The organism is Streptomyces sp. NBC_01317 (assembly GCF_035961655.1).
Lineage (GTDB): Bacteria > Actinomycetota > Actinomycetes > Streptomycetales > Streptomycetaceae > Streptomyces.
The window spans coordinates 3795219-3817700 of record NZ_CP108393.1 but is presented as its reverse complement, the minus strand read 5'-3'; the positions used below and the strand labels follow the sequence as shown (position 1 = coordinate 3817700).

The following is a 22482-nucleotide window of genomic DNA, read 5'->3' as shown; positions in this document are numbered from 1 at the left end:
AGGCACCCGGCGATGAACGGAAAGCCGACGCTCGCGGTCGTGGGTGCGACCGGTGCTGTCGGCGCCGTCATGCTCCAGATCCTGTCGCAGCACGCCGATGTCTGGGGAGACATCCGGCTCATCGCCTCGCCCCGTACGAACGGCCGCAAGCTGTCCGTACGGGGCCGGGAGACCGAGGTCCTCGCGCTCACCGAGCAGGCGCTCGACGGCGTGGACGTCGCGGTGTTCCTCGTACCGGACGACGTGTCCACCCAGTGGGCACCCGTCGCCGTCGCCAAGGGCGCGGTCGTGGTGGACAATTCGACGGCTTTCCGGATGGATCGGGACGTTCCGCTGGTCGTTCCGGAGCTCAACGCCCATGCCGTACGGTCCCGTCCGCGCGGCATCGTCGCGAGCCCCGGCTGCGCCACGCTGTCGATGATCGTCGCGGTGGGCGCGCTGCACGCGGAGTTCGGGGTGCGCGAACTGGTCGTCTCCTCGTACCTCGCCGTCAGCGCCGCCGGCCAGGACGGCGTCACCGCGCTGCGCGACCAGCTCTCGCTCGTCGCCGGTACGGATCTGGGTACGCACCCGGGCGACGTACGCCGCGCGGTGGGGGACACCACCGGGCCCTTCCCCGCGCCGCTGGCCCTGAACGTGGTGCCGTGGGCCGGTTCGCTCCAGGGGGGTGGCTGGTCGTCGGAGGAGTTGGCGATCCGCGACGAGACCCGCAAGATCCTGGACCTGCCCGGGCTGCGGATCTCCGCGACCTGCGTCAACGTCCCCGTGATCACCGCCCATTCGGCGGCCGTACACGCGCGCTTCGAGCAGGAGATCACGGTCGACCGGGCACACGAGATCCTGGCGACCGCGCCGGGTGTGGTGCTGTTCGACAACCCGGGCGCCGGCGATTTCCCCACGCCGGCGGACGTGGTGGGTACGGACCCGACGTGGGTGGGGCGCGTGCGGCGGTCGCTGGACGACCCCCGGGCCCTCGAACTGTTCGTCTGCGGCGACAACCTCCGTAAGGGCGCGGCGCTCAACGTGGCGCAGATCGCCGAGGCGGTGGCGGTCGAGCTGTCGAAGGGCTGAACTCCCCCTGAGCCGCGCGTAGTCCGGAGAAAACCGGAAGCCCCGGATCCTTAAGTGTTTGTAGGATCTGTGAACACCCTGTGATCAAGACGATGGTCTGTACCACTTGAACTGCTATGTCCTCGTGTCCGACGATGCGTATCAGTCTTTCTGTGAGTTTCCTTCGGGAGTTCCGCAACCGCTCGCTCGCCGGGAGGCGTCTATGCGGTCGCGCCTGTGGGGGTGCGGGGTGCCGCGAGCAAATGGGGCATTGGGGGAGATCAGGTACGCATGACGGTATTTGGTGCAACGTCAAATGGGTGGGCTCACGCGTACAACCCTGACGGGGGGGAGCGTGTCCAACAGGCGTGGCAGAGGTTCTCGACATCACAGCGATCGTCCCGGTACGCGGCGCGGCAGTGCGCCCCGTCCGGCGTCCGCGTGCGCCCGGCGGGATGCCGGTGATCGCCCGCATGCCCGCCGCGCGTTCCACCCGCATTCCGTCCCAGCGCGACGGAAGTGACGACACGGTGGCGGCGGGTACGACCGTCGACCACCTCACGGAGACCTACCGCGCGCACTACCGTTCGCTGCTCGGTCTCGCCGCCCTGCTCCTGGACGACACCGCCTCCTGCGAGGACGTCGTGCAGGAAGCCTTCATCCGGGTGCACTCCGCGCGCAATCGCGTACGGGAGCCGGAGAAGACGTTGGCGTATCTGCGCCAGACGGTCGTGAACCTCTCCCGTTCCGCGCTGCGGCGGCGGATCCTGGGACTCAAGCTCCTCTCCAAGCCGATGCCTGACATGGCGAGCGCGGAGGAGGGGGCGTACGACCAGCTGGAGCGCGACGCGCTGATCAAGGCCATGCGCGGGCTCCAGCGGCGGCAGCGCGAGGTGCTGGTGCTCCGGTATTTCGCGGACATGACGGAGGCGCAGGTCGCCGAGACCCTCGGGATATCGCTGGGTTCGGTGAAGGCGTACGGCTCGCGGGGCATCAAGGCGCTGCGCGTCGTGATGGAGGCGCAGGCATGAAAGGGCGCGGCTTCGGCCGTACGAACGGCCGGGGAGACGGAGACGGCCGTGAGAACGCGCGGCACGGGCCGGGCGGGTGGGACCGGGACGGGAACCGCGACGGGGACCGCGACCGGAACTGCGAGAGAGACCGTGAGAGGGACCACGCGGAGGACCAGGCGGGGGATCACGCGGGGGATCACGCGGAAAACCGTGCGACCGACCACCGGCCGGGCGACGAGCTCGACGCGCCAATGAACGACCTGACTGGAAACGGAATTGTGAACAAGGGGCCGGAGAACGAGCCGAGTGGCCTGGGCAGGGCCCTCGGCGGCGACAACGGGGCTGCTACGGGCGCCGGCGCTGCTACGGGCGTCGGCAGGGGCAGCGGCGGGAGCGGCGGCGTCGCCGGGAGCGTCGCCGGGGGGCTGGGGTCCGTAGGGGTTGGTTCCGGCTCCGGCTCCAACTCCGGCCTTGCTTCTCTCCTCTCTCCCGGCTCCGGCTCCGAATCCGGGGACGATGAGCTGGCGCTCCGCCGGCTGTTCCACACCGCGGTGGAGGACCTGGAGCCGTCCGACGGCGCGCTCGACCACCTCCGCAGGGCGGTCCCGACGCGGCGTGCCAGGAAGCGCCAGGCGATGGTCGGCGTCGCGGCCGCCGCGTTGCTGTGCGGTACGGCGATCCCGGCGTTCGTCCATGTCGCCAACTCCAGCAGCGCGTCGGACAAGAGCGCCGTCAACGCCGGTCACGGTACGAAGGACCAGGGCGACGGCGGCAGCGAGAAGGCCTCGGGCGGGATCGAGAAGGACACCGACCACCTGCCGGGCGAGGCGTCGGAGGACCCGAACGCGTCCGGCAGCCCCGACGAGCCCAAGGACACGGCATCGGGCTCCGTCGACGGCGGTCCGGGCGGTGCGGCGCAGCCGGACAACACCCTCGCCGCCTCCTCGCCCGTGTGCGACCCGGGCCAGCTCAACGTCGTGACGGCTCAGGCGGGGACGCCGACGGCGGACGGCACGGTGTACGGGACCTTCCGCGTCGCCAACGTCTCGGGAAGCGACTGCTCGGTCGCGGGTAGGGGCTCCTTCAACTTCACGGCGGCGGGCGCGGCCGACCCGGGCAGGATCGCGGTCGTCCAGCACACGGCGGGCGACCAGGCGAGCGGCCTGCCGGACCCGTCCCAGGAAGCGTCGGCGCTGGTTCTCGCGCCGAACAGCGCGTACGAGGTGCAGTTCGCCTGGGTGCCGGCCGACACCTGTCCGACGAGCCCTGCCTCCCCGGACCCCTCGCCGACGGACAACGTGTCGTCGGGCGGCAGCGGTGGCAGCGGTGGCAGCGCCTCCAACCCGGGCTCGGGCGCCACGTCCGGCACGGACACGACCAACACCGCGCCCCAGCTGGCCACCGACGACGGAGGCACGGAGGACGGCAGCGTCACCGTCTCCCACACGGCGGAACCAGGCTCTCCGGTCGCCCAGGCGACGATCCCGAACGCGTGCGCGGGCACGATCTACCGCACGGGCGTGCTGCCGCCCTCGGCGTAGGGGCGCGAGGGCTGAGGCTAGGGGCTGCGGGCTGGGCCAACAGGTTCAAGCAGCCGCTCGGGTGCGGCCGCTCACGCGCAACCGCTCAGGCGGCGGTGTCCAGCCCCAGCTCCAACTCCAACGCCCGGTCCTTCGCGGTCTCCACCTCACGCCGGAACAACCGGAACCACATGAAGACCACGAACCCCGCGAACACGAACCACTCACCCGTGTACCCGAGGTTCTGGAACGCCTTCAGGTCGAGCCCGGTGTTCTCCGCCGCCGTGGCCGGTACGGGCAGCAGCCCCGGCGACGCCTGGCTGACGGTGACCCAGGCGTCGTACACCTGGTACGGCACGACGTTGATGAGCGACGCCGCGCTGATCATCCCGAGCTGTCCCCGCGGCAGGCCGCCGCTCGTGTGCACCCCGGTGGAACCGGACGTCTCGGACGCCTGGAGCGCACCGCTCACGGTGACCTCGCCGGCCGGCGGCGCGGGCACCTTCTTGCCGTCGGCCAGCCAGCCGCGCACGACGGGGAGCGCCTTGCCACTGTCCGTACGCAGCAGGGTCAGGACGTACGAACCGTCCTTCCCGTCCAACTCCCGGTCCGGCACGAGGAACTGGTCGCCGTACCGGCCCGTCGCCGTCGTGTGTCGGCCGGAGGTCTCCTGATCGACGGGCAGCAGCGTCGCCAGCGGCGCGGCGTCCCGCGTGGCGGGGTCGGGCCGTTTCTCGGCCGCGTTCTGGGTGGCGACGCGATCCTCGAAACGCCCGAGCTGCCAGGTGCCCATGAAGATGCAGACGGGGATCGCCAGGACGACGAACAGATTGATCCCCCACCAGTGGGGAGTCACCAGGAAGCGATACACCCCTCCACGGTACGGAACGCCCCCCACCCCCGATTCCCCGGGTCCTGCTACCTCCGCCCTCCCGCTACCGCAACCTCCGCCTCCTGCTACCTCGCCCCTCCCGCTACCTCCGCCCCCCCGCTGAGTCCACCCCCCTCGGTCACCCCAGATGTCTCGCCGCGAAGTCCAGCTCCATCCGGACCTGCTTGATCCGCTCCTCCACCACCAGCGAGCCGTGGCCCGCGTCGTACCGGTACACCTCGTGCGGCGCGCCCCGGGCCGCCAGGCGGTCGACGTAGTTCTCCACCTGCTGGATCGGGCAGCGCGGATCGTTGACACCGGCCGAGATGTAGACCGGCGCCCGTACGGCGTCGACGTACGTGATCGGGGACGACGCCTCGAACCGCTCCGGCACCTCCTCCGGCGTGCCGCCCAGGAGCGTGCGGTCCATCGCCTTCAGGGCCTCCATCTCGTCGTCGTACGCCGTCACGTAGTCGGCGACCGGCACCGCCGCCAGCCCCAGCGCCCACACCTCGGGCTGCGTGCCGAGCCCGAGCAGCGTCAGATAGCCCCCCCACGATCCACCCGAAAGGACCAGCTTCGCCGGGTCCGCGAGACCGGACGTCACCGCCCACTCCCGGACCGCCGCGATGTCCTCCAGCTCGATCAGCCCGACCCGGTACTTGAGCGCGTCCGTCCAGTCGCGCCCGTACCCCGTCGACCCGCGGTAGTTCACCCGTACCACCGCGAACCCGTGGTCCACCCACGCGGCGGGACCGGCCGCGAACGCGTCGCTGTCGTGCCACGTCGGCCCGCCGTGGATCTCGAAGACCGTCGGGAACGGCCCCTCACCCGCCGGCCGCTGCACCAGCGCGTGCACCCGCCCGCCGGGACCCGGCACCCACGCGTCCTCCACCGGCACCGACGCGGGCGCGGCGGGACCGGGGGGATCGAGCACGACCCCGCCCGCCGTGGACCGTACCTCCGGCGGCCGCGCGGCCGACGACCACAGATACTCGACGCTCCCGTCGGGCCGGGCCGTCGCCCCCACCACCGTCCCGGGCGGGGTGTCCACCTGGATCAGCGCGCGCCGTACGAAGTCGTACCGCCACAGCTCGCCGCGCGCCTCGAAGCTGTGCGTGACGAGCAGCCCCGACCCGTCCGGATACCACTCGGCGTTGACGTCCCCGGGCAGCTCGATGGCGAGATCGGTCTCCTCACCGGTCAGCGGGTCCCAGATGATGGGCTCCCAGCGCCCCCGACGCTGATGCCCGACGAGCAGCCGGCTGTCCCCGGCCACCGGCGCGAACCCCAGCACCTCAAGGCCCAGCTCGCGTGTCCCGCCCGCGGTGTCGTCGAGCTCGGCGACCACCGAACCGTCCAGCCGCAGCACCCGGACCGCCGAGTGCATCGCGTCCCCGTGCTCGGTGTGCTCGATCGCGAGCAGATCGCCGTCGTACGACAGGTCCCCGACCCCGGCCGACTCCCGGTGACGGTAGATCTCGACGGGCGGCTGCCCCGGCCGTACGACATGGAGGGTCGACCCGTCCTCGTCGGTGGACCGCCCCACGATGGAGGTGCCGTCCCGCCCGAGCGCCAGCCCGCCCGGATAGGAGGGCGCGAGCCCCGGCGTCGCGGGCTCGTCGCCGGCTCCCGCACCTGCCCCTCCTCCGGACGCGGACGCCGACGCCGACGTCACGAAGGGCTGACGCATCCAGACCCCGAACTCGTCCCCGTCGGTATCGGAGAACCACCAGATCCACTCGCCGTCGGGAGACAGCACCCCGTCCGTGGTCCCGTTCGGCCGGTCCGTCGCCTGCCGCTGCTCGCCCGTCGCCCGGTCCCACGCGTACAGCTCGAACGTCCCCGTCGCGTTCGACACGAACAGCGCCCGCTGAGGAGCGTCCTCCGCCCAGTCGGGCAGCGAAACCCGCGGCGCCCGGAAGCGCTTCTCCCAATCCGGCATCGAACCGGTGATCTGAGTCATGACCCCATTCTGCGCCCGAGCCAGGACATTCGGTCGGCGTACCGCCCAGCCTGTGGACAACTGCCTGTGGATAACTCTCCCGGCCAGGTCCGAGATGCGCGGCCCTGCCGCCGGGGGCACTGTGGGGGGCGGACGCGTCACGGAATCGAAGCCGAGGACCAGACGATGGCAGCTTCACCCCAGGCCGGGGCCGAAGGCTCCAAGATGTACGACGAGCTGCTCGCCGTACACATGATCATGCGCCGGGGCGCCGCTCTCGTCACCGCGTCGTTCGCACGTCTGACCGCCGGGGAGGATGTCGACGTCAGGGCCCTGGTCAAGACGTCCCGCTGGCTGATCGAATTTGTGCATCACCATCACGCGAGCGAGGACGAACTGTTCTGGCCGGTCCTCCGCGGCCTGTTCCCGGCCTCGATCGCCGTACTGGACAGCCTGACCGTCGAACACGAAGCGCTGGACACGGAGCTGCACACCCTCGCCAGGGCGGTGGACGGCATCGCCGACCCGGACGTCACGGGGGAGCGCGCGAAGACCCTGGCGGTCGTCGGCCGGGCGGCCCTCGCCGGCCTGCCGTCGGCGCAGAAGGTCCAGGACCTCCTGGCGACCCACCTGGACAGGGAGGAACCGGTCCTGCGCGACCTGTTCCCCCAGGTCCCGGACGCCGACATCATCCGCGTCCGCGAGGCCATCGTCCACGGCGCGCCGCGCCACAGCCCGTACCTGGTGTTCGGCCTGATGGAGGACCCGGTACGAGTACCGGGCTACGAGGCGATGGCAGCCAACTTCCCGGCCCCCCTGCGCCGACTGCGTCCCCTGCTCCTGACCCGCTACCGCACCACCAAGAAGTCCCTGGGCGCGACGCGCTGACGGCTTCGTACGAGAGCGGCGTCTGGAGCGGGGGCCCGGGTGCTCGTACCACCGCCTTCGCGCTGGACATGCCCCGCGTGCGCCGCCGCCGATGCACTGTGCGCCCTCTCCCGCGAGGGGTGCGGGGCTATTGAATGCCGGGGAGCGCGGACGGTCACCCACGCACGACACGAGCGGGAGTGCGTATGGCGAGGCGGAAATCCCCCACCGGCGAGAACAACACAACGGAGTCCGAGGAACTGCTCTTCGGCGGAGCACTGCGGTACGACATGGGCTGGAACAAGCACGAGGACGCCTTCCTCCAGCTGAACCTCCGATCCATGGTCACTCGCCTGCCCCGACTGCTCCGTACGACAGGGCAGTTGGCGTGGGAGGCGGACAGAAGCGCCCTGCGTCTGGTCGCGTTCGCCGAGGCCGGGAGGGGGATCAGCCAGGCGGTCGGCCTGATCGCCGTCAACCGGGTCCTGGCCCACCTCCTCGGCGAAGGCACCACCGCCGAGCGACTCGCCGACGCAGGCGGCGCGTTGGCGCTCGCAGGGAGTACGGCCCTGGTGGGCGCGGTGCTGCGGGCCCTGGCCACGGCGGGTACGGGCCAACTGGAGCCGAAGGTCGAACGGGTCGCCACCGAGCGGTACTTGTCGCACACGGCCAGGGTGGAACTGGAGGCGGTCGAGGACGACGAGTTCCACAAACTCCTCGACAGCGCCCAGTACGGGGCGGGTTCGGCACGGCGCATGGTGCAGTACTGCCAGAGCGTCCTCAACGCCCTGATGTCCCTCGTCGCGGCCGCCGGCGTCCTGGCCGTACTGCACCCGGTGCTGCTGCCACTGCTCGTCGCGATGACACTGCCCAGCGCGTGGGCGGCCCTATCGGTGGCCAGGCGCCGTTACGTCTCCTTCCAGGTCTGGGTGCAGCACTCCCGGGCCGGCCACCTCATCAGCCAGATGCTGATCTCCACGGACGCGGCCCCCGAGATCCGCGTCCACGACGTCGGCCCCTTCCTCCTGCACCACTTCCGGGCGATGTCACAGTCGCAGGAGGCGGAACAGCGCAGACTGGCAAGGCTCGCCGCTCGTACGGGACTGATCGCGGCGGGCTGGACGGGGCTCGCCACCGCCGCCGCGTACGGGACCCTCGGCGGACTGCTGTGGACAGGGTCGATGGCCCTGGCGGTGGGCGGTACGGCGGTGTTGGCGATCCGGAGCGGTTCGGCGAGCCTGGAGAACCTCGTCCTCCAGGTCAACTACCTGCATGAGGAAAGCCTGTTCGTAGGAGACCTGCACAGGCTGTGCGAGGAGGCGGTCACCCGGTCCATTCCAACGGGAGGCCTCCCCCTTCCCCCCAACCCCTCCGAAATCATCTTCGAGAACGTGGAGTTCACCTACCGGGGCAAGGACAACAAGCGGGCGCTGGACGGCGTCAGCCTCACCATCCCGACGGGGAAGATCGTCGCGCTGGTGGGCGAGAACGGCAGCGGCAAGAGCACCCTGATCAAGCTGCTCTGCGGCCTCTACCAGCCGGACGCGGGCCGCATCCTGTGGGACGGCGTGGACGCATCGAAGGCCGACCGCCAGGAGTTGGTCTCGCGGGTGGCGGTCGTGGGACAGGACTTCTACCGCTGGCCGTTCACCGCGGCGGTGAACATCGGCATTGGCAGAGCCGACGCACCCATGACCGACCAACGCCTCGACGAGGCGGTCCGCTACGCGGGCGCGGAAACCCTGATCGCCGAACTCCCGCGCGGCTGGAAGACGTTACTGGCCCGCGGCTACAAGGGAGGCCACCAACTCTCGGGCGGCGAATGGCAACGCCTCGGCCTCGGCCGCGCCCACTACCGCGCCGGCCAGATCCTCATCGTCGACGAACCGACCTCGGCCCTGGACGCCAAGGCAGAACAACGCCTCTTCGAACAAATCCGCACCCTGGCAGACGCGGGCCAAACGGTCATCCTCATCACCCACCGCCTGGGCTCGGTCCGCGCGGCAGACCTGATCCACGTCCTGGACCAAGGCCGAGTAGCAGAAAGCGGCACGTTCCCGACCCTGCTCGCCGACAACACCCCAGGCCCCAAACTCTTCCGCTCCCTCTACGAACTCCAAGCAGCCCAGTACGCCACAACTCCCGCGACCTCCGTACCGTCCCAGAACGCCACGACAAACAACTGAGACCGCTGAACGCACCCATTGACACCTACCCGTCCTGAGCACCGATCCGCTCGACTGCCTCAGGCCAGGGGAAAGGATCCACGGCGTCCCCGGATCCCATCACTTCCTCCTCCCACCAACCGGTGCCGTTCACCCAGGCGCGGAACCACTCGAAGAGCGACGGCGCGTCTTGGAACCACGTGTCGGCCCAGTCACCCATGTAGGCGTTCGGCTCGAAGAGAAGGACGGGCGCTTGTGGCCGGAGACAGTCGACGGCGGCATACATGCCACACCCCCAGTCCAGGATCGGCAGCACGCCACGAGGCCAGTGAGGCGCCGACTCCTGTGCCTCCTCCTGCTGTACGGGCCAGTGGGCCCCGTACTCCGAAACAACGGTCCGCCCCTCCCCAACAAGCGGAAACAGCTTGTAGTCGGGCCCGAACCCACCATTGGCGACTTCCGCGTACATGCGCACGAGCAGCGCGGGCAAACCAAAGCCGAGCAGCCGCTCGGCCTCCGCGACCGCAACGGAATCCACGCACGGAGGGAGCGGTGAGGACTGCTGAACAGCTAGCGCCCGGACCTGGGACACCAGTTCATCGTGGTCGGTCATGCAGCAGATCGTGACATCCAGGTCTGGCAACGCGACCTGAACGATCACCTGGTGGGGCCCTGACCCTCCGCTCCGGTGAAGACGGCAAGGTACCGGAACTCCCCATGGGTCCCACCCTGTAGAGAGTAGGGCTGCCACCTGAGGAAATAACTCCCACCGAAAACCCGTGCGTTCCGCTCGTAGTCACCCCCACCCCAAAGAAGCTCCCCCGACAGCGTGCGCCCTTCATGGATGCGGAAGTCCTGGTCGCGCGTCACCTTGCTGCCTGCCTTGGGCGGTGACCACAGCCCTGGTTCGTTGGTGATGAGGAGCGCCAGACCGTTCTGGGCGGACCGGCTACCGAAGCGCTCGAGCCGGGCGATGTCAAAGACGAACCCACGACGCCCCAGGTCGCGAGCCCCGTGTGACCTCAGGGCGTACTCCTCCGGCGGCGAACCGGCCGTACCGGCCCAATATGCGGTGTAGTACTTGAACTCAATGGCCGTACGGCCCGAAGGCCCCCAGCACAACAGGTCAAGGTACTCACGACGACCTCCGGCCGCAGCCGGCTGCCGTACCTCCAACCTGGACCGCACCGAGGGAGCGAGCTCCCACAGAGCCCGAGCGAAACTGTGCTGAAGATCCGCTTCGGAATGAAACACGGGCCGATCGAGCCGAAGCCGGTCCAAGACCTTCTCCAACGGCACCTCCCCGGCAATGAGTCCGGACACACCGCCCACCGCAAATGTCATCTCGCCACCCCCAACTACAGCGACACCACGTGGAAGACTCCCAGCAACATCCCACCATCCTGGACGACTTGCTGAACCCCTTCGTGCAGTTCGTTAGGACACCACGCAGCTCGGAGTCTCCCGCCACCCCCACCCCCCCCGGGCCCTCTCGCATAGGCGACGGATCTTGCCCCACCGTCCCACCCCTCCTAGGTTGACCACATGGGTCGCCTCGACATGCTGACCGGAACCAGGCGTCCCACCGACGGTGTCGCGCCAGGTTCGGCCGGCGAGGTACGGACGGCCCTGCTGGGCCTCAATCAGCCGGATGTGCCGTACGTCGTCCGCGACGGCGCCGCGTAGGGAGCCGACTTGGTGGCGGAGTGGCGGATGGCGGAGCCCGCCTGGGAGACCCTTTTTGTGGAGTCCCCACTGACCCGCGCGGTTCGGATCCGGATGCGCGTGGGCCGGGAGAGCCATGAGGTCCGTGTCGTCGAGGAGCAGTGGGAAGTGACCCGGGTCGGGAATCCGCCGAGGCTTGCGATGTCTTCGAAGTACACACGCGGACCGGACAGGACCGTCTCCCGCCACTGGACGATCGGGCGCGAGGAAAACGGCCGCCTGGAAGCGACAGAGATCTTCCGCTTCGACGCCGGGGAAACTGCGAAACCTCCTGCGAGACGCCGTTCTCACGTTGGGCTGGACCTGGCGCGGAGCAATCTTCGGCACGCTGTAGGACTGGTCCTGACCTGCTGTTCCTCAGACTTCGAGGTCCGTGAGATGTTGCCGGGCCGCGTTCCACACCTCTTCGAATTCCTGGAGATTCATGGGCACTTCGACGTGCCCTTCCCATTCGGTGACGGGCAATTCGGCGGTGAAGCCGTACCGGGCATCATCGTCCCCGGCCGACGCGGCCGCGACAGGCCGCTGCGCAGGCCCTTCGAGTTCAACTTGCCGACTCACCCACCCGTCGCCGCCGACCTCGAAGTAGAACCACGTGTCCTCTTCCTCCCACCAGCTGCGGAACCATCTGCTCACCGACTCGTCCTGACCCACCGATCTCCTCCCCACCCCATTCCCACCAGGGTCATCCGAACCAGACGACAAGCCGCACGTTCTCTGCTCCGTGCAGCCCACTCAGTGTCCGCATGACCTCCCAGACGGGTCCCCAGTGGGTGGTGTCGCCGGCGACCGCACGACGGCTGGCGCCGGGCGGTGCTCGTTGCGGGCCAGCGATGCCTCGATCTTTCGGGAGAGCGTGGACTTGCCGATCCCGCCCACACCGTGGAACACGAGGATGTTGCGGCGGGGAGCTTCCAAGTCCTCCACGTCGAAGTCCGCACGGGTCACGTGCCGTAGGTGCTCGGCGAGGCTGGCCGTTACGGCCCGCCACTGTGCCTGCCGGTTCGTGAACGCCTCACTGGCGGCGATGCTCCGGTCGTTCGAGCTGAACAACGTTCGAAGGTCCCGCCCTGCCACAGCTCCCCCTGACGATCAACTGGAGCCAAGCCAAGCTCCGTTGACCACAGCGTGGCACGCCCGCATTCAGGCAGGTCCGCAGGCCGCATTCGGCACACGGCACTTGAGCCTGGGCTACTCCCACATCACCCGGGAGATGCGGGACGAACTGTTGGCGAATCTCACCGCTGAGTGGGAGGCGTCCCTGGATGCCCAGTTGGCCATGTGCCCTAACCAGCTACCCATGTGAGTAGCTGACCCACTTCGGCGTTCCAGCTACCGGGCCACGATGGAGCGCTTATCCCATCTGCATGCCCGCTCTTCTCTAGAACCTGGTGGCTGGCGAGGCCGACGAGTGTGATCGATCAAAAGTCATCAAATTCAGTCTCTTGTCTACAACTTGAGTTCAGTAGTCACCAACTTAGTCTGGGTAATAAGAAATTATTCACCCTGATTGTCAACTGGACGCTACTGTTCGGTTGTTGCTTCGCCAGTCAAGTGCGTGGCTGATCCCATTGAGGGGCTTCTCGTGAGCATTTCCGTCGACCCGCTGCGCCTGTCCAAGCCGCAGGACTCCAGCACGTACCTCGCCATCAGGACCCCTCAGGGCGGCCGTACGGTCTACAGCGTGCGCGTTCCCCTCCTCGACCTTCCGACCATCCTCCCTGTCCCCGATCCGAACAACGTCGATAAGGACAACCGCAAGGTCGACCGGCTTCACGCCAAGCACTTCGGTGAGTACCTCGACACGAAGCAGGACTGGGTGGCCCCTGCTCTGCTGGCCCGGGATGGCGGCGGATGCACCTTCGAGAAGGTGGATGACCAGGGCGCCGTCGGCTACCTCGTCGTTCCGTGGGCGATCGGAGGCATCTCCAGCCTGCGGACCATCGACGGCCAACACCGTGTGCTGGGCGTTGCCATCGAGAAGCAGCGCATCACGGACGCCATCTCCGCGGTGGACCGCGAGCTGGCTCGCAAGGTCAGCCCGGAGAAGGCCGCGAAACTCGAGGCCGAGCGCGAGAAGCTCATCGGCCAGATGAATCGACTCAAGGCCGAGTACGTCGGCCTGGACATCTATGTCGAGCCGGACCCGATCAAGTCTCAGCAGATGTTCGTGGACGTTGCCGACAACGCCAAGGGCATCAGCAGTGCCGTCCGTGCCCGGTTCGACAGCTACAAGGTCGCCAACCGTACCCTGTCCGACGTCATCGACCACCCGCTGCTGAAGGGCCGAGTCGACGCCGAGCAGGATCGCATGACTCTGAAGAACCCTAACTTCATGGGTGCCAAGCACGTCGCCGACATCACCCGTGCCGTCATCGCCGGTGCTGGCGGCCGGATCAGTAAAAAGGCCGAGCAGACTCTCACTGACGGCGAGGTGATCGAGCAGGTCAAGGACTTCCTGGACGTTATCTCCAACGCCTTCACCGACCTCGCCGCCCTCACCGAGGACGACCCCGAGGCGGAGCGTCATCCTGGGGATCTCACCATGGCCCAGGAAGTACGCCGGGCCTCGCTGCTCGGCTCGGTGGGTATGCTCCGCGTTCTCGGTGGCGTGTTCCGAGAACTGCGAGCAGGCGAGAATCCGGTCGAGCTCGACGACATCACCGAGTTCTTCAAGCGCCTCGACCCGCACATGGCTGCGCCGGTCTCCGAGACCAGCATTTGGCGTACTACCGGGGCCAACGCCGACTTCGAGCCGAACGCTTCGGCACCGATCATGCGGACGCAGAACATCGTCCACCTGGTAGGCGCTATCACCGGCTGGTACAAGAAGGCCCCCGCCGCCCTGTAGGCGAAGAACCGGGACGGAAGAGCGCCGCTCCTGAAGGACGGCGCTCTTCGAGCTTCTGGCGCGAAGTGGACCAGTCGTCACGCTCGGCCGAGTCCACCACCGTCTCTTATGGTCCTGCGCATGACCTCTTGCGGGAGCGTCTGCGCCCACCTCAGTGGGTGGCCTCCGGGAGAGATTCCAAGATCTTCTCCCAGATTTCTCCCAACTGGCCCTGGAAACCACTCAGGGGTCTGACCCGCTAAGCGGGTCAGACCCCTGACCTGGTACTTCACTGTCGGGGTGGCGGGATTTGAACCCACGACCTCTTCGTCCCGAACGAAGCGCGCTGCCAAGCTGCGCTACACCCCGATGTCGTCCGTGTGGTGGCGACATCGATTACTTTAGCCCACCGCTGGCCTAGGACGAAATCCGGTTTTGGGGAGTGGGGGAGCCGTCAGGGGTGGGGGGTCAGGGTGACCAGGGTGGCTTCCGGGGGGCAGGCGAAGCGGACCGGGGTGTAGCGGTTCGTGCCGCAGCCCGCTGATACGTGGAGGTACGAGGTGTGGCCGCCCGAGCGGTGGGTCGAGAGGCCCTTCACGCGGTCCGTGTCCAGGTCGCAGTTGGTGACCAGGGCGCCGTAGAAGGGGATGCACAGCTGGCCGCCGTGGGTGTGGCCCGCCAGGATCAGGGGGTAGCCGTCGGCCGTGAAGGCGTCCAGGCTGCGCAGGTACGGGGCGTGCACCACGCCGATCGAGAGGTCCGCGTCCGGGGCCGGGCCGCCGGCGACCTGTTCGTACCTGTCCCGCTTGATGTGGGGGTCGTCCAGGCCCGTGAACGCGATCTCGTACCCGTCGATCTTGAGCCGGCCCCGGGTGTTGGTGAGGCCCTCCCAGCCCGCCGCGTCGAAGGCGTCCCGCATCGGCTCCCACGGGTTGCGCACCGCCGAGGCTGCCGGGGCGTTGCCGTTGAGGCCGTGGCGGCCCTGGGCCTTCTCGAAGAGGTAGCGGGCCGGGTTGCGGAGCTTCGGGCCGTAGTAGTCGTTCGAACCGAAGACGTAGACGCCGGGGAACTCCATCAGCGGGCCCAGCGCGTCCAGCAGCTCCGGTACGCCCTCCGGGTCCGACAGGTTGTCGCCGGTGTTCACGACGAAGTCCGGGCGCAGGCCCGCGAGCGCCTGGAGCCAGTGCCGTTTCTTGCGCTGTCCGCTCACCATGTGGATGTCGGACACCTGGAGGAAACGAAGATCACGCATGCCCCGCGGCAGTACGGGGACGGTGACCCTCCGCAACCGGAACGAGCGGGTTTCGATACCGGCCGCGTAGGCGATTCCGGCCGCGCCGACTGCCGCGATTCCCAGGGGTACTCCGTAACGTGCGCGCATGTTCCCATCGTCTCAGACGTTGTATTGGTCTTTGTACGACCGGGGGAGGAGGCCCTTAATCCTGGGGCGGGTTTCGTGGCGTACCTGTCACACTTGTAGCCATGACCAGCCTCAAGTCCAAGCTCAAGGAAGACCTCACCGCCTCCATCCGGGCCCGTGACGAGCTGCGCTCCGCCACGCTCCGGCTGACCCTCACCGCGATCACCAAGGAGGAGGTCTCGGGTACGACCGCCCGTGAGCTCTCCGACGACGAGGTGCAGAAGGTGATCGCCAGGGAGGCGAAGAAGCGCCGTGAGGCCGCCGAGGCGTTCACGCAGGGCGGGCGTACGGAGCAGGCCGAGCGGGAGAAGGCGGAGGGCGTGCTTCTCGACGCGTACCTGCCCCAGCAGCTGTCCGACGACGAGCTCGCCGGGATCGTCGCCCAGGCCGTCGGGGAGGCGCGTGCCGCGGGCGCCGAGGGGCCGCGCGCGATGGGGGCCGTCATGAAGATCGTGAACCCGAAGGTCGCCGGCCGCGCCGAGGGCGGCCGCGTCGCCGCCTTGGTCAAGCAGCACCTCGCCGCCGAGTAGCGAATCGTACAAACGTCGGGGAGACCCTCTGATACGCCAGGGCGCCCGGTCGGTGACTGACTCGTCAACCGACCGGGCGCCCTGGCGCATCACCGCGGAAGCCCCTACGGGCCGTTCCCCCCGCCGTCCTGGCCGTTCCCTTCCCCGCCGTTCCCGCCGCCGTTCCCGTTCCCGCCGCTCAGCAGCCCCGGCCGCACCGAGAAGTCCGGGAAGGGGTTGTCGCCACCGTCCCCGCCGTTCCCGCCATCTCCGCCGTTGCCACCGTTGTCGCCGTTCCCCCCGTTGTCACCGTTCCCGCCGTCCGTCTGGCCCGCCGTGTCCCCCGGCTTCGCGTCCCCGGAAGGCTTCTCCTCCTGCTTCGGAGGATCCGGGATGTTGACCTCGTTGAACCCGGGAGCCTCGTGTCCGGCCAGCGCGCCGGTCATGGCGTCCTTCCAGATCGGCCCCGGCACCTGGCCACCGAAGACCTTCGCCTGGTAGGCCCCGCCGATGGTGATGTCCACCATCTTCCGCTTGTGCTGCGGGTCACCGACCCACACCGCGCCCGACATGTTCGGCGTGTAGCCGACGAACCAGGCCGCGTAGCGGAAGTCCGTCGTACCGGTCTTGCCCGCGCTCGGACGCTGCGGGCCGAGGCCCGCCTCCGTACCGGTACCGTCCTCCACCACGCCCTTGAGCAGCGTGTTGATGGTGTCGGCGGTCTTCTCGGACATCGCCCGGTTGCACGTCGACTTCGGCACGGGCAGCTGCTTCTTGCCGGGTCCGGTGATCGACTCGATCGCGATCGGCGTGCAGTACATGCCGCGGCTGGCGAACGTCGCGTACGCCGACGCCATGGTCAGCGGCGACATCTCCTGCGTGCCCAGGGTGATCGACGGCACCTGCTGGATCCGGTTGCCGTCGGCCCGCTTGACGCCCATCTTGGTGGCCATGTCCGTCACCGGGCACACGCCGATCTTGCTGATCAGCTCCACGTAGTACGTGTTGACCGACTTGGCGGTCGCTTCCTTCATCCCGTACGGGCCGTGCTCCGACTCGTTCTCGTTCTCGACCGGGACGTCCTTGTCGCTCCACAGTCCGTCGCAGGTCTGGACCGGGGTCGGGTACGTCATCTGGTACGGCGACGGGAACTGCTGCGTCGCCGGAATGCCCTGCTCCAGCGCCGCCGCCGCGACGATCGGCTTGAACGTCGACCCCGGCTGGTAACCGGCGCCGCCGCCCATGTTCTGGTTCACGGACAGGTTGATCTGCGTCTCGTTCTTCCCGAAGCCGTACGGCCTCGACTGGCCCATCGCCAGGATCTTGCCGCTCCCCGGCTCGACGATCGACAGCGCCGTCGCGACCGGGTCGCTCTTGTAGACGTGGTCCTTGATCGACGCCTGCGCCGACTTCTGCGCCTGCGGGTCCAGCGTCGTACGGATCGTCAGCCCGCCCTGGTTCCAGACCTTGGCGCGCTCCTCGCGCGTCTTGCCGAAGACCGGGTCGGTGAGGAAGACCTCGCGGACGTAGTCGCAGAAGAAGCCCGCGCCGTCGACGGCGGTGATGCAGCCGTTCTTGGGCTTGCTGACCTTGAGCTTGATCGGCTCGGCGCCGGCCTTGTCCGCCTCCGCCTGCGAGACGGCACCGACGTCGGCCATCCGCTGGAGAACGGTGTTACGGCGTTTCTGCGCCTCCGCCGGGTCGTTGACCGGGTCGTAGCGCGTCGGCGACTGGACGATGCCCGCCAGCAGGGCGGCCTGGCCGAGGGTCAGGTTCTTCGCCGACGTGGAGAAGTACCGCTGCGACGCGGCCTCGACGCCGTACGCCTGCTGACCGAAGAAGGTGATGTTCAGATAGTTCTCAAGGATCTTCTTCTTGCCCAGCTCCTCCTCGACCTGGATCGCGTACTTCAGCTCCTGGATCTTGCGGCCCAGCGTCTGCTGCGTGGCCTGCTTGAACTTCGTCGCGTCGTCGCCGGCCTCCTCGACGAACACGTTCTTCACGTACTGCTGCGTCAGCGTCGAGGCGCCCTCAGACACCCCGCCCGACTGCGCGTTGCGATTGGCCGCGCGGAGCACGCCCTTGAGGTCGATCGCCCCGTGCTCGTAGAAGCGCGAGTCCTCGATCGCGACGATCGCCTTCTGCATGAACGGGGAGATGTCCTTGAGCGGCACGACGGTCCGGTCACGCGAGTAGACCGTGGCGATCTGGCCGCCCTTGGCGTCCAGGATCTCGGTGCGCTGGCTCAGCGGCGGCGTCTTGAGATTGGCGGGGATCTCGTCGAATCCCTCGACGGTTCCCTTCGCGGCGAGTCCCAGCGCGCCGAACGCCGGCAAGGCGATTCCCGCCAGCACCGCTCCCGCGAGCACACTGACACCGAGGAATTTGGCGGCCTGCTGGGTCCCGGTCAGACCCCCGCCCGAGCGCTTTTTTGGCATGGGGGCAGCCTACGTTCTCATTCGCCGGACACGCGTCAAGGCTCTGGCCTAAGCTGTACCCAACTGTCACAGCAGCGGGGTTGCGCATCAAGCCCTCGATGTGAACTTCCCGTGAACCCGAAACGCGGGGAGCCACGTCTGTATTGACTGCTTCTGCCCCTGAACATCCGTTGTGACTCACCCCTCTTGCCCCGCTTTGCCGGGTTCATGAGTGATGTCCATCGCTCACTCCCCTGGGTGATCTGTCACGCACGCATAGTCCGTTCGGACCATTCAAGATTGGGCCCGAAGGGGGTGTTGCGCTGTGCCCGCCTTCCGTAACGTCCTCAACTGGCAGCGGTGAATATGCCGCTACCGCCGTGGGGGAGCCTCGATTCGGGAGAGGACGGCGCCGGAATGGGCTGGGTAACCGACTGGAGTGCGCAGGCAGCATGCCGCACTACCGATCCGGATGAATTGTTCGTGCAGGGTGCAGCGCAGAACAGGGCCAAGGCGGTGTGCACCGGTTGCCCGGTGCGGACCGAGTGCCTGGCGGACGCGCTGGACAACCGCGTCGAATTCGGCGTGTGGGGCGGGATGACCGAGCGGGAGCGCCGCGCACTGCTGCGCAGGCGTCCCACCGTCACGTCGTGGCGGAGATTGCTCGAAACCGCGCGTACGGAGTACGAGCGCAGCGCGGGCCTCCTGCCCGTGGGCTTGGAGGACGACGAGACGTACGAGACGTACGCGGCCGCGGGCTAGCCGCGGACGTACGACCAACCCGCGGGACAGGTACGAGAGGTACGCCCCGCGGGCCGGCACCGCACGGTCCTGGTGTGCGCCTGGACGTGCGCGGCCGTACGGCTCGGTAGTGGCGGCTCGATCAGCCGCGCCTCCGAGCGCGTCCTCGCAGGTCAGGTCGTACTACGACCGGCCGCGAGGTGATCACCGATGGCCCTGAGCCCGGCGAGGTCATGAACGTCGCCGGGCAGGGCGGCCACCTCGGCCACCGCGACTTCCGGATGCAGAGCGGTGAAGCGGTCGCGCGTACGCCGTTCGCGCGCGAGCACCTGCATCCGTTCCGCGTGCAGACGCAGCAAACCAGCGGTCAGCTGTTCCACACTTGTGACAGAAGGTGTGACGGAATCCGCCTGTGGGGCAGGCGCAGTTGTGGACGAGTCGGACACGGGGGGCTCGGGATCGGGAGACTCGAAGGCCTCCGAGGGTTCTGCGGATTCTGCGGATTCCGGGGGCGGCTCGGGCGCCGCCTCGGAGGCTCCGGGAGAAGAGCCCGCCGCGGCTGCGGCGCCACGAGAAGAAGCATTCCCGGGCTCCTGATCCACAATGCCGCCCTCTTCAAGATTTTCCGCAGCGGCCAGGGCCCGCTCGGCCGAGAGCCGCGCCGCGCCACTGCCATGGACCCGGTTGAGTACGAGACCCGCCAGCGGCATCTCCTCGGCGGCCAGCCTCTCCACGAAGTACGCCGCCTCGCGCAGCGCGTCCCGCTCGGGCGCCGCGACCACCAGGAAGGCCGTGCCGGGCGCCTGGAGGAGCCGGTACGTCGCCTCCGCCCGGGTCCGCAGCCCGCCGAACATCGAGTCCATCGCGGTGACGAACATCTGCACGTCACCGAGGAATTGGCCGCCGAGCACCTTCCCGATCGTGCCGGTCATCATCGACATGCCGACGTTCAGGAACTTCATCCCGGCCCGGCCGCCGACCTTGGCCGGCGCCATCAGCAACCTGATGAACTTCCCGTCCAGGAAGGACCCGAGCCGCTTCGGCGCGTCCAGGAAGTCCAGCGCGGAGCGCGAGGGCGGGGTGTCGACGATGATCAGGTCCCAGGAGTCACGCGCGCGCAACTGCCCCAGCTTCTCCATCGCCATGTACTCCTGCGTGCCCGCGAATCCGGCCGACAGGGACTGGTAGAAGGGGTTGTCCAGGATGGCGCGCGCCCGGTCGCGGTCCGCGTGCGCCTCGACGATCTCGTCGAACGTCCGCTTCATGTCGAGCATCATGGCGTGCAGTTCGCCGGGACCCTCGACGCCCTTCACCTGGCGCGGGGTGTTGTCGAGCGAGTCGATGCCCATGGACTGGGCCAGCCGGCGGGCCGGGTCGATCGTGAGCACGACCACCGTGCGGCCGCGCTCCGCCGCCCGTACGCCGAGGGCCGCGGCGGTGGTCGTCTTGCCGACACCGCCGGAGCCGCAGCACACGATGATGCGGGTGTCCGGGTCGTCCAGCAGGGGGTCGATCTCCAGGGGGGCGGCCGCCGCGTCGAGCGCGGAGGAGTGGCTGCTGGAGGAGGACCGGGAGGCGGTCGGAGTCCGGGTCATGCGAAGGCCTTCCCGAGTTGCCGTAGCTCCCCCGCCAGCCGGTAGAGACCGGCGAGGTCCATCCCCTCCCCGATCAGGGGGAGTTCGTACGTGGGCAGCCCCAGCTTCGCCAGGGCGGCCCGCTGCTCGCGCTCCAGCTCCACGCGCTGCGCGTGCTCCGCCGCCTGGTCGAGCAGGGGCCCCACCAGCTTCGTGGGGGCGCTGACCCCCGCCGTACCGAGCGCCTTGGCGACCTCCTTGCGGCGGTCCCCCGACGCGGCGCGGACGGCGGCCTCGTCGAGGAGGTGGGGCCGTACCTGGTTCACGATCACCTTGCCGACCGGCAGGTCCACGGCCCGCAGCTCGGTGATGCCGTCCACGGTCTCCTGGACCGGCATCTCCTCCAGCAGCGTCACCAGATGCACGGCGGTCCCCGGCGACTTGAGGACCCGCATCACCGCCTGCGCCTGATTGTGTATGGGGCCGATCTTCGCCAGCCCCGCCACCTCGTCGTTCACGTTCAGGAAGCGCGTGATGCGCCCGGTGGGCGGCGCGTCCATCACCACGTAGTCGTAGGCGAAACGTCCCTGCCTGTCCCTGCGCCGGACCGCCTCGCACGCCTTGCCGGTCAGCAGGACGTCCCTGACGCCGGGGGCGATGGTCGTCGCGAAGTCGATCGCGCCGATCTTCTTCAGCGCCCGCCCGGCCCCGCCGAGCTTGTAGAACATCTGGAGATAGTCCAGAAGGGCACGCTCGGCGTCGATCGCCAGCGCGTACACCTCCCCGCCGCCCGAGGCGACGGCGATCTTGCGTTCCTCGTACGGAAGGGCCTCCGTCTCGAAGAGCTGTGCGATGCCCTGCCTGCCCTCGACCTCGACGAGGAGGGTGCGCTTGCCCTCCGTCGCGAGGGCGAGCGCGAGGGCGGCGGCGACCGTCGTCTTACCGGTGCCGCCCTTGCCGCTGACGACCTGGAGCCTGCTCACGTATTCGAGCCTAACCAGTAAGGCCGCAGGCTACGCACGAGGCTGCCCGTGGGTACGGATACGGCGCCATCCGCCGTACGGATACAGTCGCCCCCATGACCAAGTGGGAATACGCGACCGTGCCCCTTCTCGTGCACGCGACCAAGCAGATCCTGGACACCTGGGGCGAGGACGGCTGGGAGCTCGTCCAGGTCGTCCCCGGGCCGAACAACCCCGAGCAGCTCGTCGCCTACCTGAAGCGGGAGCGGGCCGCATGAGCGTGTCGGACAGCGCCGCCGCCGGGACGGTGGAGGCCGCCCTCGCCGGACTGGGCCTGACCTTGCCCGAGGTCGTCGCCCCGCTGGCGTCGTATCAGCCGGCGGTACGGACGGGCCTGTACGTCTACACGTCGGGCCAGCTCCCGATGGTGGAGGGCAAGCTTCCGCTCACCGGCAAGGTCGGGGCGGAGGTCACGCCCGAAGAGGCGAAGGACCTCGCGCGTACGTGCGCCCTGAACGCCCTGGCCGCCGTGAAGTCGGTCACCGGCGACCTGGACCGCATCGCGCGGGTGGTGAAGGTGACGGGGTTCGTCGCCTCGGCCGCGGACTTCACCGGGCAGCCGGCCGTCGTCAACGGCGCCAGCGAGCTGCTGGGCCAGGTACTGGGCGACAAGGGCGTGCACGCGCGCAGCGCGGTAGGCGTGGCGGTCCTGCCGCTGGACGCGCCGGTCGAGGTCGAGATCCTGGTGGAGCTGACGGAGGACTGAGTCGGTGGGCCGGCCGGGCGGCGATCCGGCGCCCGGCCGCCGAGAGCCGGTGCGTACCGCCGGCCCGTACGCCTCTCGAACATCGTCCGCTCAGCGCATAGCATCCG

18 protein-coding genes, 1 tRNA gene and 1 pseudogene are annotated in these 22482 nt (G+C 68.8%); 11 read left to right on the top strand and 9 right to left on the bottom strand.

Annotated features, from left to right (window positions below):
• The first annotated feature begins 12 nt into the window (after window positions 1-12).
• From OG349_RS16200 to OG349_RS16190, 3 genes are all read left to right on the top strand, one after another.
• The gene (locus tag OG349_RS16200; RefSeq protein WP_327235275.1) at window positions 13-1071 is read left to right on the top strand and encodes an aspartate-semialdehyde dehydrogenase; all 1059 of its coding nucleotides are present in this window, start codon (window positions 13-15) and stop codon (window positions 1069-1071) included.
• A 434-nt stretch (window positions 1072-1505) separates the two neighbouring features.
• Complete coding sequence (locus OG349_RS16195; RefSeq protein ID WP_327238597.1) at window positions 1506-2081, top strand: SigE family RNA polymerase sigma factor; 576 nt, start codon at window positions 1506-1508, stop codon at window positions 2079-2081.
• A 260-nt stretch (window positions 2082-2341) separates the two neighbouring features.
• Window positions 2342-3604: a hypothetical protein gene (locus OG349_RS16190; RefSeq protein ID WP_327235274.1), complete on the top strand. Its 1263-nt coding sequence runs from the start codon at window positions 2342-2344 to the stop codon at window positions 3602-3604.
• An 85-nt stretch (window positions 3605-3689) separates the two neighbouring features.
• Here OG349_RS16190 and OG349_RS16185 read toward each other — a convergent pair whose 3' ends face one another.
• Together OG349_RS16185 and OG349_RS16180 are read right to left on the bottom strand one after the other, a co-directional pair.
• Window positions 3690-4454, bottom strand: coding sequence for an SURF1 family protein (locus tag OG349_RS16185; RefSeq protein WP_327235272.1), 765 nt, complete (start codon window positions 4452-4454; stop codon window positions 3690-3692).
• Between the two features lie 139 nt (window positions 4455-4593).
• On the bottom strand, window positions 4594-6420 hold the full coding sequence (locus tag OG349_RS16180) for a S9 family peptidase (RefSeq protein WP_327235271.1): 1827 nt from the start codon (window positions 6418-6420) through the stop codon (window positions 4594-4596).
• Window positions 6421-6585: 165 nt separating this feature from the next.
• On the opposite strand from OG349_RS16180, the gene OG349_RS16175 reads away from it, so the two are divergent.
• Window positions 6586-7287, top strand: a complete 702-nt coding sequence (locus OG349_RS16175) for a hemerythrin domain-containing protein (protein ID WP_327235270.1) — start codon at window positions 6586-6588, stop codon at window positions 7285-7287.
• A 185-nt stretch (window positions 7288-7472) separates the two neighbouring features.
• The gene (locus tag OG349_RS16170) at window positions 7473-9452 is read left to right on the top strand and encodes an ABC transporter ATP-binding protein (protein ID WP_327235269.1); all 1980 of its coding nucleotides are present in this window, start codon (window positions 7473-7475) and stop codon (window positions 9450-9452) included.
• 25 nt (window positions 9453-9477) lie between these two features.
• Here the strand turns inward: OG349_RS16170 and OG349_RS16165 are convergent, their stop codons facing one another.
• The gene (locus tag OG349_RS16165) at window positions 9478-10044 is read right to left on the bottom strand and encodes an SMI1/KNR4 family protein (protein ID WP_327235268.1); all 567 of its coding nucleotides are present in this window, start codon (window positions 10042-10044) and stop codon (window positions 9478-9480) included.
• Between the two features lie 932 nt (window positions 10045-10976).
• Between OG349_RS16165 and OG349_RS16160 the strand changes: the two are divergent.
• Window positions 10977-11490: pseudogene (locus OG349_RS16160) on the top strand (hypothetical protein).
• A gap of 23 nt (window positions 11491-11513) precedes the next feature.
• On the opposite strand, the gene OG349_RS16155 reads toward OG349_RS16160, so the two are convergent.
• Window positions 11514-11810: a hypothetical protein gene (locus tag OG349_RS16155; protein ID WP_327235267.1), complete on the bottom strand. Its 297-nt coding sequence runs from the start codon at window positions 11808-11810 to the stop codon at window positions 11514-11516.
• A gap of 931 nt (window positions 11811-12741) precedes the next feature.
• Between OG349_RS16155 and OG349_RS16150 the strand changes: the two genes are divergently transcribed.
• Entirely contained in the window at window positions 12742-14007 is a 1266-nt protein-coding gene (locus OG349_RS16150) for a DNA sulfur modification protein DndB (RefSeq protein ID WP_327235266.1), read from the top strand.
• Window positions 14008-14281: 274 nt separating this feature from the next.
• Here OG349_RS16150 and OG349_RS16145 read toward each other — a convergent pair.
• Window positions 14282-14355: transfer RNA gene (locus OG349_RS16145), tRNA-Pro, on the bottom strand.
• Window positions 14356-14440: 85 nt separating this feature from the next.
• Window positions 14441-15367, bottom strand: a complete 927-nt coding sequence (locus OG349_RS16140) for a metallophosphoesterase (protein WP_327235265.1) — start codon at window positions 15365-15367, stop codon at window positions 14441-14443.
• Window positions 15368-15468: 101 nt separating this feature from the next.
• Between OG349_RS16140 and OG349_RS16135 the strand changes: the two genes are divergently transcribed.
• Window positions 15469-15936, top strand: coding sequence for a GatB/YqeY domain-containing protein (locus OG349_RS16135; RefSeq protein WP_327235264.1), 468 nt, complete (start codon window positions 15469-15471; stop codon window positions 15934-15936).
• Window positions 15937-16040: 104 nt separating this feature from the next.
• Here OG349_RS16135 and OG349_RS16130 read toward each other — a convergent pair whose 3' ends face one another.
• A complete protein-coding gene (locus OG349_RS16130) occupies window positions 16041-18353 on the bottom strand; it encodes a transglycosylase domain-containing protein (RefSeq protein ID WP_327235263.1) in 2313 nt (770 codons plus the stop codon).
• 396 nt (window positions 18354-18749) lie between these two features.
• On the opposite strand from OG349_RS16130, the gene OG349_RS16125 reads away from it, so the two are divergent.
• Window positions 18750-19094, top strand: a complete 345-nt coding sequence (locus OG349_RS16125) for a WhiB family transcriptional regulator (protein ID WP_202532472.1) — start codon at window positions 18750-18752, stop codon at window positions 19092-19094.
• A 152-nt stretch (window positions 19095-19246) separates the two neighbouring features.
• Here the strand turns inward: OG349_RS16125 and OG349_RS16120 are convergent, their stop codons facing one another.
• Window positions 19247-20668, bottom strand: a complete 1422-nt coding sequence (locus tag OG349_RS16120; protein ID WP_327235262.1) for an ArsA-related P-loop ATPase — start codon at window positions 20666-20668, stop codon at window positions 19247-19249.
• On the bottom strand, window positions 20665-21630 hold the full coding sequence (locus tag OG349_RS16115) for an ArsA family ATPase (protein WP_327235261.1): 966 nt from the start codon (window positions 21628-21630) through the stop codon (window positions 20665-20667). Before OG349_RS16115 ends, OG349_RS16120 begins: the two co-directional genes overlap by 4 nt.
• A gap of 95 nt (window positions 21631-21725) precedes the next feature.
• Between OG349_RS16115 and OG349_RS16110 the strand changes: the two genes are divergently transcribed.
• Complete coding sequence (locus OG349_RS16110; protein ID WP_107018142.1) at window positions 21726-21887, top strand: DUF4177 domain-containing protein; 162 nt, start codon at window positions 21726-21728, stop codon at window positions 21885-21887.
• Window positions 21884-22375 (top strand): RidA family protein, encoded by a 492-nt coding sequence (locus OG349_RS16105; RefSeq protein ID WP_327235260.1) that lies wholly within the window; start codon window positions 21884-21886, stop codon window positions 22373-22375. Before OG349_RS16110 ends, OG349_RS16105 begins: the two co-directional genes overlap by 4 nt.
• Window positions 22376-22482 lie beyond the last annotated feature (107 nt).

What these genes read in the sequence shown, in the direction of transcription:
- OG349_RS16130 (WP_327235263.1), bottom strand. Translation starts at nt 18,353, where the DNA reads ATGCCAAAAAAGCGCTCGGGCGGGGGTCTGACCGGGACCCAGCAGGCC.
- OG349_RS16180 (WP_327235271.1), bottom strand. Translation starts at nt 6,420, where the DNA reads ATGACTCAGATCACCGGTTCGATGCCGGATTGGGAGAAGCGCTTCCGG.
- OG349_RS16140 (WP_327235265.1), bottom strand. Translation starts at nt 15,367, where the DNA reads ATGCGCGCACGTTACGGAGTACCCCTGGGAATCGCGGCAGTCGGCGCG.
- OG349_RS16165 (WP_327235268.1), bottom strand. Translation starts at nt 10,044, where the DNA reads ATGACCGACCACGATGAACTGGTGTCCCAGGTCCGGGCGCTAGCTGTT.
- OG349_RS16170 (WP_327235269.1), top strand. Translation starts at nt 7,473, where the DNA reads ATGGCGAGGCGGAAATCCCCCACCGGCGAGAACAACACAACGGAGTCC.
- OG349_RS16125 (WP_202532472.1), top strand. Translation starts at nt 18,750, where the DNA reads ATGGGCTGGGTAACCGACTGGAGTGCGCAGGCAGCATGCCGCACTACC.
- OG349_RS16120 (WP_327235262.1), bottom strand. Translation starts at nt 20,668, where the DNA reads ATGACCCGGACTCCGACCGCCTCCCGGTCCTCCTCCAGCAGCCACTCC.
- OG349_RS16200 (WP_327235275.1), top strand. Translation starts at nt 13, where the DNA reads ATGAACGGAAAGCCGACGCTCGCGGTCGTGGGTGCGACCGGTGCTGTC.
- OG349_RS16110 (WP_107018142.1), top strand. Translation starts at nt 21,726, where the DNA reads ATGACCAAGTGGGAATACGCGACCGTGCCCCTTCTCGTGCACGCGACC.
- OG349_RS16105 (WP_327235260.1), top strand. Translation starts at nt 21,884, where the DNA reads ATGAGCGTGTCGGACAGCGCCGCCGCCGGGACGGTGGAGGCCGCCCTC.
- OG349_RS16175 (WP_327235270.1), top strand. Translation starts at nt 6,586, where the DNA reads ATGGCAGCTTCACCCCAGGCCGGGGCCGAAGGCTCCAAGATGTACGAC.
- OG349_RS16195 (WP_327238597.1), top strand. Translation starts at nt 1,506, where the DNA reads ATGCCGGTGATCGCCCGCATGCCCGCCGCGCGTTCCACCCGCATTCCG.
- OG349_RS16135 (WP_327235264.1), top strand. Translation starts at nt 15,469, where the DNA reads ATGACCAGCCTCAAGTCCAAGCTCAAGGAAGACCTCACCGCCTCCATC.